General features: G+C 44.2%; 18 protein-coding genes. 7 read left to right on the forward strand and 11 right to left on the reverse strand.

Annotated elements, in window-relative coordinates; translation table 11 throughout:
• Positions 1–22: 22 nt before the first annotated feature.
• From L0660_RS05955 to L0660_RS05990, 8 genes are all read right to left on the reverse strand, one after another.
• Entirely contained in the window at positions 23–967 is a 945-nt protein-coding gene (locus L0660_RS05955; protein ID WP_235158589.1) for a hypothetical protein, read from the reverse strand.
• 5 nt (positions 968–972) lie between these two features.
• A complete protein-coding gene (locus L0660_RS05960; RefSeq protein ID WP_310589624.1) occupies positions 973–2,274 on the reverse strand; it encodes an MBOAT family O-acyltransferase in 1,302 nt (433 codons plus the stop codon).
• Positions 2,275–2,944: 670 nt separating this feature from the next.
• Positions 2,945–3,541 carry a short chain dehydrogenase gene (locus L0660_RS05965; RefSeq protein WP_235158591.1) on the reverse strand — a complete coding sequence of 199 codons (597 nt, stop codon included), beginning with the start codon at positions 3,539–3,541 and terminating at the stop codon, positions 2,945–2,947.
• Positions 3,542–3,869: 328 nt separating this feature from the next.
• Positions 3,870–4,256 (reverse strand): VOC family protein, encoded by a 387-nt coding sequence (locus L0660_RS05970; RefSeq protein ID WP_235158592.1) that lies wholly within the window; start codon positions 4,254–4,256, stop codon positions 3,870–3,872.
• Positions 4,257–4,288: 32 nt separating this feature from the next.
• Complete coding sequence (locus L0660_RS05975) at positions 4,289–4,825, reverse strand: DUF4199 domain-containing protein (RefSeq protein ID WP_235158593.1); 537 nt, start codon at positions 4,823–4,825, stop codon at positions 4,289–4,291.
• Positions 4,826–4,944: 119 nt separating this feature from the next.
• Positions 4,945–5,415 carry a LuxR C-terminal-related transcriptional regulator gene (locus L0660_RS05980; protein WP_235158594.1) on the reverse strand — a complete coding sequence of 157 codons (471 nt, stop codon included), beginning with the start codon at positions 5,413–5,415 and terminating at the stop codon, positions 4,945–4,947.
• Between the two features lie 249 nt (positions 5,416–5,664).
• A complete protein-coding gene (locus L0660_RS05985; RefSeq protein ID WP_235158595.1) occupies positions 5,665–6,240 on the reverse strand; it encodes a hypothetical protein in 576 nt (191 codons plus the stop codon).
• A 113-nt stretch (positions 6,241–6,353) separates the two neighbouring features.
• Entirely contained in the window at positions 6,354–6,818 is a 465-nt protein-coding gene (locus L0660_RS05990; protein ID WP_233798296.1) for a hypothetical protein, read from the reverse strand.
• Positions 6,819–7,021: 203 nt separating this feature from the next.
• Here L0660_RS05990 and L0660_RS05995 point away from each other — a divergent pair, with 203 nt between their 5' ends.
• Entirely contained in the window at positions 7,022–7,789 is a 768-nt protein-coding gene (locus L0660_RS05995) for a metallophosphoesterase (protein ID WP_235158596.1), read from the forward strand.
• A gap of 5 nt (positions 7,790–7,794) precedes the next feature.
• A complete protein-coding gene (locus L0660_RS06000; RefSeq protein ID WP_235158597.1) occupies positions 7,795–8,391 on the forward strand; it encodes a hypothetical protein in 597 nt (198 codons plus the stop codon).
• On the opposite strand, the gene L0660_RS06005 is transcribed toward L0660_RS06000, so the two are convergent.
• The 3 genes from L0660_RS06005 to L0660_RS06015 form a co-directional block, all read right to left on the reverse strand.
• Positions 8,388–9,569 carry a PAS domain-containing protein gene (locus L0660_RS06005; protein ID WP_235158598.1) on the reverse strand — a complete coding sequence of 394 codons (1,182 nt, stop codon included), beginning with the start codon at positions 9,567–9,569 and terminating at the stop codon, positions 8,388–8,390. The two genes, L0660_RS06000 and L0660_RS06005, sit on opposite strands and share 4 nt — an antisense overlap.
• A 170-nt stretch (positions 9,570–9,739) precedes the next feature.
• A complete protein-coding gene (ligD, locus tag L0660_RS06010) occupies positions 9,740–12,484 on the reverse strand; it encodes a DNA ligase D (RefSeq protein WP_235158599.1) in 2,745 nt (914 codons plus the stop codon).
• A 23-nt stretch (positions 12,485–12,507) separates the two neighbouring features.
• Positions 12,508–13,260, reverse strand: a complete 753-nt coding sequence (locus tag L0660_RS06015; protein ID WP_235158600.1) for a DUF72 domain-containing protein — start codon at positions 13,258–13,260, stop codon at positions 12,508–12,510.
• 104 nt (positions 13,261–13,364) lie between these two features.
• Between L0660_RS06015 and L0660_RS06020 the strand changes: the two genes are divergently transcribed.
• The 5 genes from L0660_RS06020 to L0660_RS06040 all read left to right on the forward strand — a co-directional run bounded on the left by L0660_RS06020 (position 13,365) and on the right by L0660_RS06040 (position 18,137).
• Positions 13,365–13,727, forward strand: a complete 363-nt coding sequence (locus L0660_RS06020; protein ID WP_233798302.1) for a hypothetical protein — start codon at positions 13,365–13,367, stop codon at positions 13,725–13,727.
• Between the two features lie 98 nt (positions 13,728–13,825).
• Positions 13,826–15,226, forward strand: coding sequence for an ATP-binding protein (locus L0660_RS06025; RefSeq protein ID WP_233798303.1), 1,401 nt, complete (start codon positions 13,826–13,828; stop codon positions 15,224–15,226).
• A gap of 36 nt (positions 15,227–15,262) precedes the next feature.
• Positions 15,263–16,924: a response regulator gene (locus L0660_RS06030; RefSeq protein ID WP_233798304.1), complete on the forward strand. Its 1,662-nt coding sequence runs from the start codon at positions 15,263–15,265 to the stop codon at positions 16,922–16,924.
• On the forward strand, positions 16,924–17,193 hold the full coding sequence (locus L0660_RS06035) for a UBP-type zinc finger domain-containing protein (RefSeq protein WP_233798305.1): 270 nt from the start codon (positions 16,924–16,926) through the stop codon (positions 17,191–17,193). Before L0660_RS06030 ends, L0660_RS06035 begins: the two co-directional genes overlap by 1 nt.
• 38 nt (positions 17,194–17,231) lie before the next feature.
• Positions 17,232–18,137: an AraC family transcriptional regulator gene (locus tag L0660_RS06040; RefSeq protein ID WP_235158601.1), complete on the forward strand. Its 906-nt coding sequence runs from the start codon at positions 17,232–17,234 to the stop codon at positions 18,135–18,137.
• Positions 18,138–18,169: the final 32 nt, after the last annotated feature.

The following is an 18,169-nucleotide window of genomic DNA, read 5'->3' on the forward strand; positions in this document are numbered from 1 at the left end:
TTGAGAATTTTTTAGGGAGAAGTTAAATGTTCATATTATCATTAATGAATTTCTGTTTGTTTGATTGAAGTAACAAGCCGTTGTCTATAAGGCCGTTAAACCAGTGAGAGAATCGTTTTGCTCCTAAAAAATTTAGGTGTCCAAGGTCGCCGAATTCTGAATTTTCTATCGGAAAGTCTTTGAAATCTAAAAAGTCGACATGGGCAAATCTCGTTTTAACTACTTTTTGAAATAGTTTCTCATTAGATACCATTGGATGCTTTTTGTGAATCGGGCTTCGCATTAAATACACATTTACATTCCTGGATTGACAATAGTTAATTATTTTTTCTAAATAACCTAAATTGTATTCAGATGTATGCATATCGTTAGTAGCCTTGATTTTATTCGTTTCTAACTTTTTAATTTCATTTTCCACGTTGCTTTTAACTAAGTACCGGTATGCTCCTCTGTTTTCTACAAATGAATAATTGGAAGTAACTATCAGTTTGATGTTTTGACGCAAACTCTTTTTAATGCCGTTGACAAGGCCCATCGGGTTTTTGTCAAATAATAGACTTACCCCATCTGAATCTATAAATGGGCCGTAGAGTTGATACTTAAACGGTAAATATTCGTTACCCCAAATCCAGCCTGTCATGATCGAATCAACCTGATTGTTTGTAATTTCAATAAAAACAGATTTTATGTTTTCATTCCTATTTAATAATGGTTTCAAGGTATAATAATTGTAAAAATAGGAGGTTCCTGAGGACGCCATATTTTTGCAATTTTTTATTATTGTATCATTATATGCGCATTCCGGGTGCGAATGACCAATAAGAATTTTATCAATATTGGCACTTACTTTATATTGGGTTTTCGCTCTAAGTGATTCGTTACTGACGATGCTGCCAACAATAAAAACGGAGAATAGAATGACTAACAATGTAGTAAAACCAGTAATGTTGTTTAGAAACTTTTTCATTTATATTAAAACTGAAAATAAATAAATGTTTGATTTTCGCCTGTAAATAAGAATATTAATATAATCACCGAATAGTAAAAACCCCATCGAATAGGCTTGTTCCAGCTCATTCCCAATTTCTCGATGGCATATTTATCTTCCCTCCCAAGCCACTCGATTAAAACAAACAGCCCGATAAGAATAGCCGTCACCAAAGATTTTGTATCTCCTTCGAAACTGGGAATTGTGAATAATGAAGCTGAAAATATCTCAGCTATATAATTAAAGGCATGCGATACATTGTTGGCTCGAAAGAAGATCCAGGCGAATACCGTTAATCCAAATGTCGATATAATTGCAAAAAAATCGCTTACTGTTGGAAACAACCTTCCTTTTGCTACAATTTCGAGATTGTTTCTGTTCGTATTGGAAATAATTGACGGTAGTATATATACGGCATTTAAGACTCCCCAAATTATAAATGTCCAATTTGCCCCATGCCAAAAGCCACTTACGATAAAGATGATAAATGTATTGCGTATTTTCATCCATACACCTCCTTTGCTGCCTCCCAAAGGAATGTATAGATAATCCTTAAACCAGGATGAGAGTGAAATGTGCCACCGTCGCCAGAATTCGGCGATATCCCGTGAGAAGTAAGGGTATGCGAAATTTCTCAAAAGCTCAATACCAAACAATCTGGCTGTGCCTAGTGCGATATCCGAATATCCTGAAAAGTCGCAGTAAATCTGAAACGTAAAGAAAAGGGCGCCTATTACCAGCGTGCTGCCTGAATGTGCGTCAGAATTATTGAAAATCGTATTTGCATATTCAGCAGAATTGTCGGCTATAACTATTTTCTTGAACAAACCCCATAAAATTTGCCGAAGCCCGTCAATGGCTTTTGACGAATTGAATGTCCTTACCTTAACCAACTGAGGTAGCAGATGCGTTCCTCTCTCAATAGGCCCGGCTACGAGCAAAGGGAAAAAGCTAACAAACAGCGAGTAGGAAATGAAGTCTCGTTCCGGTTGAAGTCTTTCCTTGTAAATGTCAATAACATAGGACAGTCCGTGAAAGGTGTAGAAGGATATGCCTATTGGTAATATAACCTGCAATGTTTGAAGATTGGCTTGAAATCCCAATAACGCTAATCCACTGGCAAACGAATCGGCAAAGAAGTTGTAATATTTAAAAATACCGAGAAACCCGAGATTGATACCAATGCTTAACCATAGCCAGAACTTTTTACTTTTATGGTTAGCGCTTTCATGTATCTTAATTCCGGTAATATAATCCAGCAGGGTAGAGAATATCAGTAGCAGCATGAATCGCCAGTCCCAACATGAGTAGAAAAAGTAGCTGGAAAATAGCAATACAATGTTTTGGAGTTTGAGATTTTGTTTCGCTAGAAACCAATGTAGGAAGAATACAATGGGTAAAAACAGAGCAAAGTGAATTGAATTGAAAAGCATATTTTTGATTTACAGATCTTGACTATTTTCATCATGGTGTTGAGTTATATGAACGAATAATTGATTGCAATAAAATGACTATATCACCTGGGAATTTTCGGGATATTATGTCGCGTTGAGTAGTAAAAACTGAATACGCTAAGAACTCAGTTTAGTATTAGAAGTGTCCGTCTAAATTAGAACAATATTGTTAGGGTTTCTTTACGAATTATTAAACGGTAATTCTGGCTTAGTTCCCGGGTTCACCAAGCGAAAGGCGGGCCATTGTCAATCCGACAAAACCCGCACACCTGCAGATAAATGCTTAATGACTGACCGCCAAAAATCCCCTCCATCTCCTTTCGCTTTTTTGGAAAGATTACAAAGGCAAAGGAAGAAAACAAGCCCGCTGCGGCTTGAAGAAATCAAGGCGGCCCTTCAACAAGGTTTTAAGCAGATAAAGGAATACTAGCAAAAAGAGGTTGCGTGTTCGCAACCTCTTTTCTTATTCATAACCTACGGCCATTTCGTTGACCAAGTTGTTTTACAAAACCTTATAATTCTGCCCGGTTTGACCGCCTGCCACGCTTTTGACATAAGCTTGCGCCACGCGATGCATTGAAACAGGCACGTGGCCAGGGAAAAAGGGGAAATATCCAGGCGATTCTTCCACCACATCCGGTCCGACTGCATTGATCCGAACACCATTTTTGAGCTCGATAGCAGCCGCCCTCACAAAAGCGTCAATTGCCCCATTTATTGCACTCACAGCAGCGCCCAGAATAATCGGGTCGTCTCCCATGGTTCCCGATGTTAATGTGAAAGAGCCGTTTGGATTAATGTACTTCTGGCCGATCAGCACGAGGTTCACCTGACCCATTAGCTTGCTGTCCACTCCGGCGCGGAACTCGTTTTCAGTCATGTCGGCGAGCGGGCCGAAATGGCCGTATCCGGCAGTGCTTACCACCGCGTCGAACGGGCCTACTTTTTCGAACAGGGCTTTGATAGAAGCTGCATCCGCAATGTCCACCTGGAAATCGCCGCTTTTTGAACCGACCTGAATAATCTCATGGCCGTTTTCCAATGCTTTTACGACGTGCTTACCAATGGTACCGGTAGCGCCGATAATAATAATTTTCATAGTAATGATTTGTTTTACAAAAAAGAGGAAAGTTTAAACGTTAAGTGAGTTTCCTAACTTCTTTTGTAAAGGCGTTGCTGCCAAAGTTTTACTATCTGTTCCAAACACCAGTGCTGGACATTTGACCCTCAATTTACCGATTACTAACTCAACCTCACCAGTCAATCAACGGCTTTGAGAACAAAACGCTATTAACGTTTATTTGTGACGGCTTAATAAAGTTCTGGTACACACACTATGCTTTAACCTATACGCACACTATATTTTATTTTGGGATACAAAAACATACAGGCTATCCCAATCTGTCGCGACGCCGGAAGCAATTGATCTAATGTTGCTCGGCGATCTGGATCAGGTTTCCGCAAGTGTCATCGAACACTGCAATCGTAACATTACCCATCGTTTTGGGCTCTCCGGTGAACATTACCCCCAGTTTCACCAGCTTTTCATAACTTTCTCTGATATCATCGACACCGAACATGGTGGCAGGGATATGCGCATCAAACAATTCTTTCTGATACACCTTCCCAGGTCCGAAAGCAATCGGTTCCAGCAGGAGTTCCACCTGGTGATCGTCTTCCGGTGATACAACGGTCAGCCATTTATGCTCTCCAATGGGAATCTCATTTTTTACAACAAACCCCAGTTTTTCGGTATAAAATTGTTTTGCTTTTTCCTGGTCGTTGACCATTACGCTGGTTACAATGATTTTCATTTGGGTGAATTTTTAAGGTTTGGAATTTGGAATCAGGCGGTGGGAAGCGATTGTGCGGGTTTCCTTTTCAGGATCAGTGCACAAATCAAGGATACGATAAGGCCTACGGGCAATATTTCAAAGTAGGTAAATAAAATGACCATCAAAGGATTTTTATACATTTCGCGGTATCCATCCATTTTGACAGATTCGGCTTGCAACTCCTGCGCGCTTGCGCCTTCCTGATGTAATTCCCGCATAACGTGCGTGGCGTAACGTTCCATAAATTCAGGAACAAACAGATAGTAATCTACCAGCCAGACAATCACGTAAATGGTCGAGGCAATTAAAGAAATATAAAGACCTATCTGAAATGCCTTGCCGAATGAAACGAAACCGCCATTGTATTTATCCCTGAAATTCCGGACACCTACGAAAATTAATGAAAAGGAGAGGAGCATGGCCGTATAGCCCAGCAGCATGTTTCCTTCAAAATTATTGCTGGAATAACAGACGGCTATGGACGACACCATGAACACCGACACAATGATCCCGGCAATGATGCCGCAGATAAGGATTATTTTTCTCATAACGCGATCGTTTGGTTTTGTTAGGCAGCAAAAATGGCAAGTCGATAGCTAAATTAACTCATACTTTTGGGTGATTTTACCTTTGAAGGGACTTTTTCATACCAAAGTATGATTGGCTGCTAGGGGATGAGGTTCAGGCGCTTGGCCTTTTCTACGGCCTGGGTGCGGCTCTTGACTTCCATTTTTTCGAACAATTTAGAGGAATGCGTTTTAACCGTGTTAAGGGAAACAAAAAGCTGCCCGGCAATTTCCTGATTACTCAGTCCTTCCGCGATCAGGTTGAGCACTTCGAGCTCTCTTTTGCTCAGTCCCAGTAGTTCCTGTTGCTGCTCATTGAACTGAAAACTTTTGCTTTCAATAAAAACCTCCTTCTCTATCACAACCGTTTCAACTTTGGGCTTAGTCAGTTTCATGGCGATCCAGATGCCCAGGCCTGTGAAAAGCAAGGCGATGGCGCCCGCGTAAATTTCGAAGATATGGTTAATGATGATAAACCGCAGTTCCAGCCACTTCAAAAGGAACAGCAGCATAGCCAGCGATATCCCGTAAAGAATGGTTGGTTTGTGCTTTTGAAGAAATTCCGAAGTCATTCAAAATAGCGGTTGGCAGAGTTGTCGCATCAAAAATAATGTTTCCACAGAATTAATGGCATTCAGATAACCATCTTTTTACAGCCGCTTATAGCTAATGTAAATTACTTTTAATATTATATAATGTATGCTAATTACAAATAGTATTAATAGTAAGCATAAAAAAAGAGGCCATGAACACTCATAGCCTCATTGCTTCGTATAGCGGACAATTGAAATATTAATTCCCTCTTTCAAAGTAATATAACCTTACTTTGAAATAAACTTATTGAATCTGCTCTCTTTTCCATCGGCAGTTTCGCTCTGATATAGGAACTGGAGATCTCCCTCGTCGAACTTTTCAAAGAATTCGTCCCAGCCAATTTCTTCAAGCGTGTCTTTTCCAGTGTAGCCAGGGAAGTCAATTCTCAGTATGCCTGCTTCTGATTTTTTCTTATTCGTGCCTTTCACCATTGCTGGTTTTCCGCCTCGCTGTTCCACCCAGGCACGAATCTCTTCATGGTCGGTTGTGGTGTTGGACTTGGAATCTGAGTCACTGTCTTTCTTCGCGCTGCTCTTGGGAGCCGTTTTAGACGCTGTTTTTGAGCCCGTCTTGGATGCGGCCTTTGTTTCACCTTTGTCTGCGGAACTTTTAGAAGCCGAAGTTGCCGACTTTTTTGAATCGCTCTTAGCAGCCGTTTTCGTTGTCGCATTATCTGCTGTGGACTTGGCAGCCGAAGTCGCCGATTTTTTCGGTTCTGATTTGGCGGCAGCTTTTGGAGCTGCCTTTGTTGCGGTTTTTGTTGCCGCCTTTTTAGTATCGGATTTTGCTGTTGTAGTAGCCATGATTATTGTTTGTTGATATACGCCTCTTATTAAAAAAGCATGCCGCGGACTTAACAAAAAAGGGTGCATCCAAAATATTGGATGCACCCGCTAAAAAGAAGAGGATCATGTGATTACCGTGAAGAAGATCCGCCAGGCATGTTGGCTAATTTAGCTTCGTCATCAGCTATCTTTCTCTTCAATGATTCAATGTCTTTTCTTAGATCATCCAGATGATCCGACGCTTTTCTGGCGCGCTTAGCATCTTTTCTCGCGCCGCTTGCGCTATTTCCTGCACGGCGTGCCAGCTTCTTGTCTTGTGGGTCACCGCCCAGTCGTTCCGCATTTTTCTGATTATCATCGGCCGATCGCTGCGCTTGTTCCGCTGTTTTTTCAACATCCCGGGTGGCACCGTCCAGTTCATTTTCCAGTTTTGCGAGCTCGGTTTTGCGCTCATTCAATTTTTTATTCAGCTCAATACTCTCTTTTTGTTCTTTTAATGTATTGAGGGAATCCCGTGACACAACTTGTGCGGTCAGAGGCATGGCAACAGAGAGGAGTCCTAGCAGCGCTAGTGTCTGGATGGTCTTGATTTTCATATTGGTATATTGTAAGGTCAAAACAGAATTGCAATAATCGTGCCGCAAATAAATGCCTGACAGGATAGGAATAGCGGCTTTTTGTGGAATTATAAGCGGTAGTTCTCGGTTACCTAACAGGCTTAACGGCCTGTTTTATTCACTCAATTATTACTAGCCATACTTTGAAAAATTTTCCAAAAGCTCTGCTGCTCATTTGGGGAATGACTTTAACAGCTTGCGAAGGCGTATTTCGGTACAATCCCAATCAGGTCATTTTTAAGGAAAACGAGACTAATTTAAATCAAAAAAACATCGACCGCATCCATGCCATTCCTGTAAAGGACACGTTGCGGTTTATCCTGATGGGAGACACACAGCGCTGGTATGATGAGACAGATGATTTTGTGAAAAGTGCCAACAGTCAAAAGGACGTTGCCTTTGTCGTGCATGCCGGTGACATTTCAGACTTCGGGCTTTCGCAGGAATTCAAATGGGTAAATAAGATTATGGTCAAGCTTAATTGCCCTTACCTGACCGTTATCGGGAATCACGATCTGGTTGCCAATGGTCCCGCGGCCTACAAAAAAATCTACGGCCCTATGAATTACTCGTTCGAGTACGGGCACAACAAGTTTATTTTTATTAACACAAATTCAAGGGAATACATTTTCAACGGCTCGGTTCCCGACATTAACTGGCTGCAATCCCAACTGGCCGATAATCCGGACAATAAGAATGCGATCGTCGTGGCGCATATCCCACCTTTCGACGGAGATTTTGACCCGGCATTGGCCGATGATTACTCCGGCTTGCTAGCGAATGACAAGAATGTAAAGTTTACACTCTACGGTCACCAGCACACTTTCAAGGACGGAACGTTTTACAACGACGGTGTGCATTATTACCTCACAACCGCCATGGGAGAACGCGGATATTGGCTTTTGACAACCTGGAAAGGTGGTTATAAGGCAGAAAGAATTGAATACTGAATGCCATGAAAAAAATAATTTTACTACTTATCCTCCTTACGCCACTAACAAGCTCTGCACAAATCCGTGATGATGTGGATGCGAAACGGAAGTGGTTTATGCCGGACCATATCAAATTGCAATTCGCCGGGAACATTGGTTTTTTATCCGGCGGGCCAGGTTATCTTTCCAGGAACAAAACATTGGAAACCGACTTGCTGTTTGGTTTTTTGCCCCAGAAATTCGGCGGCGACGGTCTGGTAAGTACTACGCTCAAAACCACTTACTCGCCTTGGAGCATTCCACTGAAAAGCGACTATTATATCAAACCGTTTTCACTTGGTTTTTATCTGAGCTACACATTCGGGACACAGTTTAATACCAAACTTCCCGAACATTATCCCGTTGGTTATTACTGGTGGGCAACATCTTTCCGGCCGGGCGCATATATCGGCGGAAAAATAGGTAAGGATGTGTCGATCAAGAATCGCCAGCGGTCAGTGGAAGTGTATTATGAGCTGGGGACCTACGACTTGTTACTGATCAGTTATGTCCAGAACACGGGTTACCTGCGTCCGTCGGACATTGTGAACCTGGCACTTGGCGTGAGATTTGGTTTTTAAACACTTTTCTCATCCGCTTTTCGGGCAATGTCGCGGATAACATCATCCAGCTCTTTGGCCGACATCAGCAGATGGTCCAGGAGTTCCTGTTTTTCAATGTCGGTGTGCTCGTAGTTTTTAATGAGGTCCACAATGCCCATGAGCCGAGCCAGCGGGGCGCGCACCACGTGCGATTGCAGGAAGGCGATTTCTTCCACATAATTCCTGAGCCGCGACTTGCTTGACGTGATTATTTCGGAATTCTTCCTGTTTTCAAGGATCATTTTTAAAATCGCGACGGCCCGGTCTATCACATTCAGCTCATCTTCATCCGGTGTTTTAATGTGGTCGTAATAAATGGCAAAAGTTGCGGCAACATTGCCCTCAGAATCCAGAATAGGGTGCGACCAGCACGAAAGCAGTTGATGGGGAAGGGCCAGCTGCCTGTAATTTTCCCAACGCGCGTCATTCGCGATATCACTGGAAATCACCTTTTCTTTCAGGTAAGCCGCAGTCCCGCATGACCCGTGATTATTCCCTATATCAAGCCCGTTCAATGCTTGAATATAAGCGACCGGCAAACTTGGGGATGACCAGTTGTCCAGTTTACCATCCACAATGCCCGTTATGGAGCACTTCATCCGCGGATAAATCTGCTCAATGCCCAAGAGATACTCAGAAAGCACTTTTTGAAGCGAAATTTCTCTATCGGAATTAAAATCGAGGATTTTTTTTTCTAATTGTTCCAGGATTTCAAAGCGCTTGTTCTCCGTAACATCCACCATTACACCGCGCAAAAGAGTAGGCACACCATTGGTTTTGATGACTGAGACAATGTCTTTCAGCCACACAATGTCGCCGGTTGCGGAAATCATCCGGTAGTCAAAAATATGATTTTTCCCCTCCCGGAGCTGGCGGTGGCAATAGCCGATCGCCTGTTCACGGTCGTCGGGATGAATGCGGTCCTGCCAGAAATTTTTCGTGTTTATCCAAACTTCCGGTGCGTAGCCAAGAATGCGGACTGCCTGGTCGCTTACAAAGGAGAACTCCAATGTTGCCACATCGGCTTCCCAAACAATTCCATCGACGGTCTGCACCAGGGACTCGAACCGGTCCTCCCAATTTCCAACACGTGCAGCAGGTTGCGTAGCATTCCAGGTCTTGTCACGGACCTTTCCATTAACCAAGCTCAAATCCATATTTCTGAATTTTGTTATACGGGCACATCGTGGAGGTAAAAGCAGAGTATAATCACAATATATATTCAAAAAATCAATAAATCATGTTTTCGGTGAACTGATTTTTAACAGATATCTCCGGTTCGGGAGGTGTGATCGTTAACACGGGCAAAAAATACCCGTGTCAATTTTTATTTTTCCGCCTCAATTTTTCCTATTGCCGCTTCCAGGTCAATGCCTTCGCCGAGCACGGGTTTAAACAGATCTCCTTCATTTGCCAACCGGTCCATTGCATTCAGAATCGTAAAATGGCGCAGTTGCAAACCAATTTTTACCTCTTCCCAATGCAGCGGCATCGACACCGTTGCGCCTGGCTTGGGCCGCACTGAATAGGGTGCGGCAAGTGTTGCCTTGGGCCTGTTCTGGAGATAATCGATGTACAACTTCCCCTTCCGGTTTTTAGTCATCCGCTCGATGCTGGTGAAGCTTGGCAATTCCTGTTGCACCTGGCTGGCGACCCATTGCGCAAAGAGCTGGCATTGATCGTACGAATATTTTGCGCCCAGCGGAATATAAATGTGCAGGCCTGTGGAGCCGGAGGTTTTGCAATAACTTTTAATGTCCAGCGAATCCAGCAACTGCTTGATAACGAGTGCAGTTTCTATCACTTGTTCGAATGTGTTGGTTGTGTCCGGATCAAGGTCGAGCAGGCACCAGTCGGGGTTGTCGGGTTTATTGGTGCGGCTGTTCCAGGGGTTCATATCAATGCAACCCAGATTAGCCATATAGAGTAATGCAGCTTCATCATTGCATATCATGAAATTCTTTTCCTGTTCTTCGTCATTGGAGGTGTAAGGAAATGTTTCTACCCAGGCCGGCACTTTACCTGTAACATCTTTTTGATAAAAACTTTTGCCGTCGATCCCATTCGGATAGCGGTTCAAAGACAACGGCCTCTTTTCCAGGTAGGGCAATATGAAAGGGGCTATCTGATAGTAGTAGTTGATGAGATCCCGCTTGGTGATTTTTTCCTGATGCCAGAAAATCTTGCTCAGGTTTGAAAACTTCACCTCATTACCATTGATTTTCCTAACCTGCGTCTCGTCGGTTGGATTAAGCAGCGTTTTACGTTTCGATTTTGCAGGCTTTGGAATAATTTCATCTTTTTTCTCCGACTTTTTGGCAGACTTAGCTTCCGGTTTCTTCTCCTCGTCAACCACTTGCTCGGTAGGCTGCTCGATCTCACGGACCACGTCTTTCGCCTTTTTGTCTTCCCGCATTCCCTCAAATGACGGATGCCTGAATACGCCGTCCGAAGTCACTTCTGTAAAACTTACTTCACAAACAAGCTCCGGTTTAAGCCAGGTTGCATTTGCCTTCGGCGGATTGGGCCGGAAACGGGAAGGTTTGTTATAATCCGGCGTTTCTTTGAATGGGCTGTTCTCTGTTTCCAGCGGTTTGAAGAGTTCCAGCATTTCCTTTTGCTGCTTATCCTTAAAACCAGTCCCAACCTTTCCCACATACTGCAGAACGCCTTGGTCATACGCAGCAAGAAGCAGCGCACTGAAATGCTTCGACGTGCCTGCATTACGGGTATAGCCCGCAATGATCACTTCCTGCCGCTTGTTAACCTTGATTTTAAGCCAGTCATTGGTCCGCAGCCCTGCAAGATAAGGGCTGTCGGATCGTTTAGCGATAATGCCTTCCAGGCCCATTTCCCGTGCTGCCTCAAAAAAAGCGGTTCCCTCCGAAGCAATACTGTAACCAATCCGGACCGGACTGTCCTCTGTAACAATGCTTTGCAGAATGGCTTTCCGCTCGGTCAGAGGCAAATGCATCAGGCTTTTACCTTCATACCAAAGAATATCGAACACATAGTAAATCAATTCTCCGTCCGCCTCGCTCCGCCAGTTTTGCAGAGCGCCAAAATCCGAATGGCCTTTTTCATTGATCACAACAACCTCACCATCCAGCACAGCATTGATTTTCCAATCGCAAAGGCCTTCATGGATGGGATAGAACTTGTCATTGAAAGATTTTTTATTGCGTGATTTCAGCTCTGTAACACCTTTATTCATGTAGGCAATGGCGCGGTAACCATCCCATTTTACCTCGTATTCCCAACCGGGATCATCGAAAGGCCCGTCCACGAGCGTAGCGAGCATGGGCACAATGTCCTCAGGGAATTGCGCTTTTTTACCTTTCTTCAGAAGCGCTGCGGCACTTTTTTCGTCGGATTTATCATCCTTTTCATTTGCTATATATTCGTCGATCGGAGCGGCTTCGTCTTCCTTATCTTTCTTTTTTTCGGCTTTGTCAGCCTTCTTTTTGTCCGCTTTCGATTCTCCGTAAACGTTGTCTGTGGTCGCTTTTATTCCTTCCAGTGTTTTGTTTGAGATAACCGATTTGTCTTTTTTCGTAATGTCCGCGTCCGAGGCAAATTTATCCCTGTGCTTAATGAGCAGCCAGGAGTTCTCTGACATGCCTTTTGTTTTGACCAATGCAAATTCACCTTTCAGTTTCTTGCCTTTCATTCTGATCTTCACGGAGCCGGAGGCAAGTTCCTTGAGTAGTATTTTTTCTTTCTCTTTCTTTGTTTTTGCTTCTTCCAATGGCTCATAAGTACCTTCATCCCAAACCATTACGGTTCCTGCGCCGTAGTTGCCTTTCGGGATTATGCCTTCAAAGTCTTTATAATCATAAGGATGATCCTCCACCATCATGGCCAGCCGCTTCGTTGCGGGGTCCAGCGATGGGCCTTTGGGGACCGCCCAGCTTTTCAGCACACCATCCATTTCCAGCCTGAAATCATAATGGAGCCTGGACGCATGATGTTTCTGGATGACAAAAATGAGTTCTTCCGAATCAGCTTTACCGCCTTTTGGTTCAGGTGTTTTTTCAAATGAACGTTTCTCGTTGTATTTGGTCAGGCTCATGATTTTAATAGTTTAATTGAACGTTAGTCTGTCAGCTCGGCGACAAGCTCTTTTAATTTCGCGCCGTTTCGGAGTGCATGACCGCCGACGTCGTTGTTAAAAAAGGCCCAAACCTCGTGGCCCTGCTTAACCCACTCGCCGAATTTCAGTGCATATTCTTGCAAGGTCTCAATTGAATAAGAAGAGCTATATAGCGATTCCGGGCCGTGAAAGCGGATAAATATGTCTTTGGCAGTGATTTCTTCATAATAAGGAAACTTCTCGGATTGCGCAAAAACGAGGGTTACCTTATGTCTTTTCATCAGTTTGAGGCTCTCATCGGAGAACCACGATTCGTCCCTTACCTCCATGGCAAAGCGGTATTCACTGTAATTGCTTCGAAGTAATTCATAAAATGGCCTGACAACCAAGTCGTTGAACTTTACATTATCAGGCAGCTGGATCAGCACAGGACCCAGGTGTTGTTTGACGGGTTCAAAAATGTTGAAAAAGCGCTGTAAGGGTTCTTCCGGGTCATGGAGCTTCTTCATATGACTCAGATAACGGCTCATTTTAGGACAAAAAAGAAAATCATCAGGCACCATTGTAATCCATTTCAGGACTGTTTCCTGGGTGGGCAGTTTGTAAAAGCTGCCATTCAGCTCGGAAACGGAAAAGTGGTTTGCGTAGAAAGAAATGTAATCGGTCGGCTTCATTTCATTTGGATAAAAGATCCCTTTCCAATGCTTATAGCTCCATCCGGAAGTCCCAATATGTATGCGATCCGTTGCTTTCATAACGTGATGATGTGGGAACGATTGAATAAAATAATCATACCGACTTGACCCTGAGCGCTGGCAGGAATGGTTTTTTCGTTGTTGGTTGCTTACCAAATCAATTTATGATGAGCGTTATTGATATTCTGGGCGAACAGGAGGAAACTTTGGGAACTGCGGAAGACCTTCGTGAAGAGATCATTGTTGAAAGTTTGCAAGAGGAGCTTTCAGGAAGTTTGGTTAAAATAGAATTTGAAACTTCCATGGGACTTTGCAGGGGTTATTACCATTCCGGTGAGTTGGGCCATGAAGAAGTAAATATGGAAGAAGCGTCAATGGAGATTCTAAAAGCGCTATTCCCCGCTTGCAATGGTGTTTTTGTGCATCAGGCAAACCGCGATTGGGTTGAGATCAGTCTTGCTGAGCATATAAGCGGTTTTCCTGAATACAAACTTTATAACCGCGTTGTTTCAGGAGGGGCAGCATAGCTTCACAGCCGAATTCGGCAGGTTTGCGTAAAAAAATGTCCGTCAAATCCTCAATTATTTCGAAATTGGGACATTGAGTTACGCCAAGCCGTTATTTTATGAAGGATATCACCGTTGGAGATCTGAAAGCCATCAAGGTTTTTCAGGATGTGCCCGACGATCAGCTGCAATGGATGATCGACAGAAGCAAGCATTACGAATTGCCGGAAGGCGAATTTATGACATCGCCAGGCGAACCGCTGACCGGCACCCATGTAATTTTTTCCGGCCGGATTGAGTTATACCGCATTCAAAACAATGCAAAACTATTCATTGCAGAGCTGCTTCCCGGCACTATAACCGGGTCCCTGCCGTTTTCGAGAGGAAAAGTAGGCGTGGCTTATGGGCAATGTACAGAATTGACGCAGATCATGACATTCCCGGTTGAGCTGATGCGCGAATTGATCATTTCGCATTATGAGCTTACCCAGGCGCTGGTGATCGTCATGACGTCACGCGTGCGCGAATTCACGGAATTGGAGCAGCAGAATGAGAAAATGATGGCGCTTGGGAAATTGTCAGCTGGCCTCGCCCATGAGCTTAATAATCCCGCTGCGGCGATTGTAAGAGGTTCTGTTTCTTTGAAAAAACACCTTTTGTTGCAGCCGGGAGCATTCAAAAAGCTGATCTCTATCCACCTTTCTCCCGAAGAAATAGAGCTCATCAATGAGAAAATGCTTCAAATCATGGCTACAAAGGACAGGCCGGTGATGAGCATGATGCAGCGTTCTGAGCGTGAGGACCAGATCCTGGATTGGCTTGACATGAACAGCATTGGAGAATGCGACGACATTGCCGAAAATATTGTAGAATTTGGCATCACCGAGGATGATCTGGAAGAACTCAAAAGCAAAATCAACAAAGATGATTTTTCCCCGATCCTGCTTTGGATCAACAACAACCTGACCACCGAGCGGATGGTGGCCGACATTCAGGAAGCGTCCAAAAGGATCGCTGATCTGGTGGGATCGGTGAAGACATTCACGCACATGGACAGGGGCGGGGAAAAAGAAGTGATAGATATTCACGTCGGCATCAAAAATACGCTCACGATGCTGAATTATAAGTTGAAAAAAGCTAATATTAAAGTTACAGAAGAGTTTGATCTCAGCCTGCCGCATGTTAAGGTGATGGTAGGCGAGCTCAATCAGGTCTGGACGAACCTGATTGACAATGCAATAGATGCGCTGGAAAACCAGCCTAATCCCGAACTGCGGATCATTACACACCGCGATAAGGAGTTTGTAAAAGTCTCCATTTGTGACAATGGTCCCGGCGTTCCGGCTGAGATTAAGAATAAAATCTTCGATCCTTTTTTTACAACAAAGTCAGTTGGAAAAGGGACGGGATTGGGCCTGGACGTGGTCATCCGCATTATAAAGCAGCACCACGGCTCGGTAACATTGCACAGTGCGCCGGGTAAGACGGAATTTTTAGTTTGTTTTCCTATCAATAATTAATTTAGATTTCTTTTTACCCTTTAACAGCAGTCTACTATGGGTTTGCCCATTATATTTTCAATTGACGACGATCCACAGGTTTTGCGGGCCATCAGCCGCGACCTGAAAGCCCAATATAGGGACAAATACCGCGTACTGAGCACTTCTTCCGTTAGCGAAGCCATGGAAAGCCTGGTCGAACTTCAGAATAAAGGCGAGGAAGTGGCCATATTTGTTTCAGATCAGCGCATGCCGGAGATGCAGGGCGTTGATTTTCTGGAAAAAGCAATGGCTATTTTTCCGTTCGCCAAAAGGGTTTTACTGACCGCTTACTCAGATACAGATGCGGCCATTAAGGCGATCAATGACGTACAGCTGGATTATTACCTGATGAAACCCTGGGATCCGCCCGAAGAAAAGCTGTATCCCGCTATCGACGAATTACTGCACGACTGGCAGGCTAATTACCGTCCTGACTTTACGGGCATTAAAGTGATAGGTTATCAGTTTTCTCCTAAGTCACATGAAATCAAGGATTTTCTTGCAGGTAATCTTGTTCCGTATCAATGGATGGATGCCAGTTCGAGTGATATAGGCAAGCAGATCATCAAAACCAACGGACTTTGCCCGACGGACTTTCCAACAGTAATTTTCGAAGATGGGACACTTCTGAGAACGCCGTCTTTACTGGATGTTGCTTCGCATATCGGATTGAATGCAAAGGTGAAGCTGCAAGTTTATGATGTGGTCATTATCGGTGCGGGCCCGGCAGGGTTGGCAGCATCCGTATACGGCGCATCGGAAGGTTTAAGTACTTTATTGATCGAGCGAAAAGCGCCTGGTGGCCAGGCTGGTACGAGTTCAAGGATTGAAAATTACCTTGGTTTTCCAGCAGGTTTGAGCGGGTCAGAATTGACCAGGAGGGCCATTACGCAAGCCACACGTTTTGGAACAGAATTCCTTTCGCCCCAGTCGGTGAAGGAGATCAAATTGAAGGATCAGTACAAAACCATTGTGCTGGAAGACGATACGGAAATCAATGCGAGAGCGGTCGTAATTACAACCGGCGTTGACTATCGCAAGCTTGAAACCAAAGGAATAGCGGAGTTTACGGGAAAGGGCATTTACTATGGCGCTGCCAGCACAGAAGCCAGTTCCTGCGGTAACAAGGATGTTTACGTCCTCGGCGGAGGTAACTCGGCGGGCCAGGCAGCCATGTATTTATCCAAATTCGCCAAAAACGTTTACATTATCGTCCGTAAGAACGATCTCACTTCTTCAATGTCGTCCTATCTTATCGACCAGATCAAAAACACAGATAATGTCTCGATCCTGGGTTGTACGGAAATTGTGGAAGCAAAAGGGGACGAGCATTTGGAGGCTTTAAGATTGGTTGACCTCAATTCCTCGGAAGAGCGCGAGGTTCCGGCCGATGCGCTGTTCATTTTCATCGGGGCGAGACCTTATACGGATTGGGTTGGTTTACAGATCATTAAAAACAACAAAGGATTTATAGAGACCGGCCGCGATATGAAGAGTCACGAGAATTTCAGGCAGGTCTGGAAAATGCAGCGTGACCCTTATTTGCTCGAAACCAGCTCTCCCGGCATTTTTGCCGCAGGCGACGTACGTGCCGGTGCCATGAACCGTGTCACTTCGGCAGTCGGAGAAGGTTCTATGTCGATTAGTTTTGTTCACCAATATTTAAGTGAAGTATAATGGATCAGGTTTGTCAACACATTAAGGAAATCACCGAAATCAAAAAAGAGGCTGCTCACGTATGCGAGGAATGCGTGAAAGTGGACGGCAGATGGCTGCACCTGCGGACCTGCCAGACCTGCGGCGCAACATTATGCTGTGACAGCTCGCCTGCAAAACACATGACGCAGCATTATCACCAAACCGGCCACCCCGTTGCCAGCTCGGCGGAGCCCGGCGAACAATGGCTTTGGTGTTACAAGGATGAATCATTTGTCGAATACAATTAAGCATTGAAATTTCGGGATTGAATTTTGTAACTTCGTTTATGGAAAAACCGACTTCAATCCCGGAATTTTATAAAGACACTTCACAGCTGATCCCCGAGCCAGTCCAGAAGGAGATCGGCCATTTTAACATTTTCCGGACGGAGGATCTTTTCAGGGATTCCAAGCCGAAAGCAGTTCCTTACAACCGGCGGGCTTACTATAAGATCAGCCTCATCCTGGGCAGGAACCGGGCTGAGTACGCGGATAAAGTCATTGATATTGAGCATAATGCATTATTTTTTGCTACGCCGCAGATTCCTTATAACTGGCAGCCCCTGGACGATAAGCAGTCCGGAATGTTCTGTATTTTCTCGAAAGATTTTCTTACCCAAAACAACAGCGGGATCTTGTTAAAGGATCTGCCTGTTTTCAAGCCGGGAAATGTTCCCATTTTCTTTCTCAATGATGAGCAGCTTGCGGACGTAAAGCACATTTTCAGTAAAATGTTCAAAGAGGTTTCTTCCGATTATGCATTCAAATATGATCTGCTGCGTAATTATGTGCTTGAACTGATCCATAGCGGGCAGAAGTTACAGCCGGCAACAGGTCTGTTTAATGAAACCAATGCGCATAAGCGCGTTTCTTCCCTTTTTATTGAGCTGCTCGAACGCCAGTTTCCTATCGAACCGCCGCACCAGAAACTCATGTTTCGTTCGGCAAAGGATTATGCGGATCAGCTGGCGATCCATGTCAATTATCTCAATAAGGTTTTAAAGCTGGTAACGGGCAAAACCACGACGGAACTCATCATTGAGCGCATTATCAAAGAATCCAAGATCTTGCTGAAACACACAGACTGGAACATTTCCGAGATCGCGTACAGCCTCGGATTCGAGGAACCTTCACACTTTAACAACCTCTTCAAAAAACACACAACATTAAGTCCGCGTGCGTTTCGCATGTGAGATTTGATTTTTGTAAGTTTTGATTTGAAACC

Origin of the sequence: Dyadobacter sp. CY351 (assembly GCF_021502625.1) — a bacterium.
GTDB classification, from domain to species: Bacteria; Bacteroidota; Bacteroidia; order Cytophagales; family Spirosomataceae; genus Dyadobacter; species Dyadobacter chenhuakuii.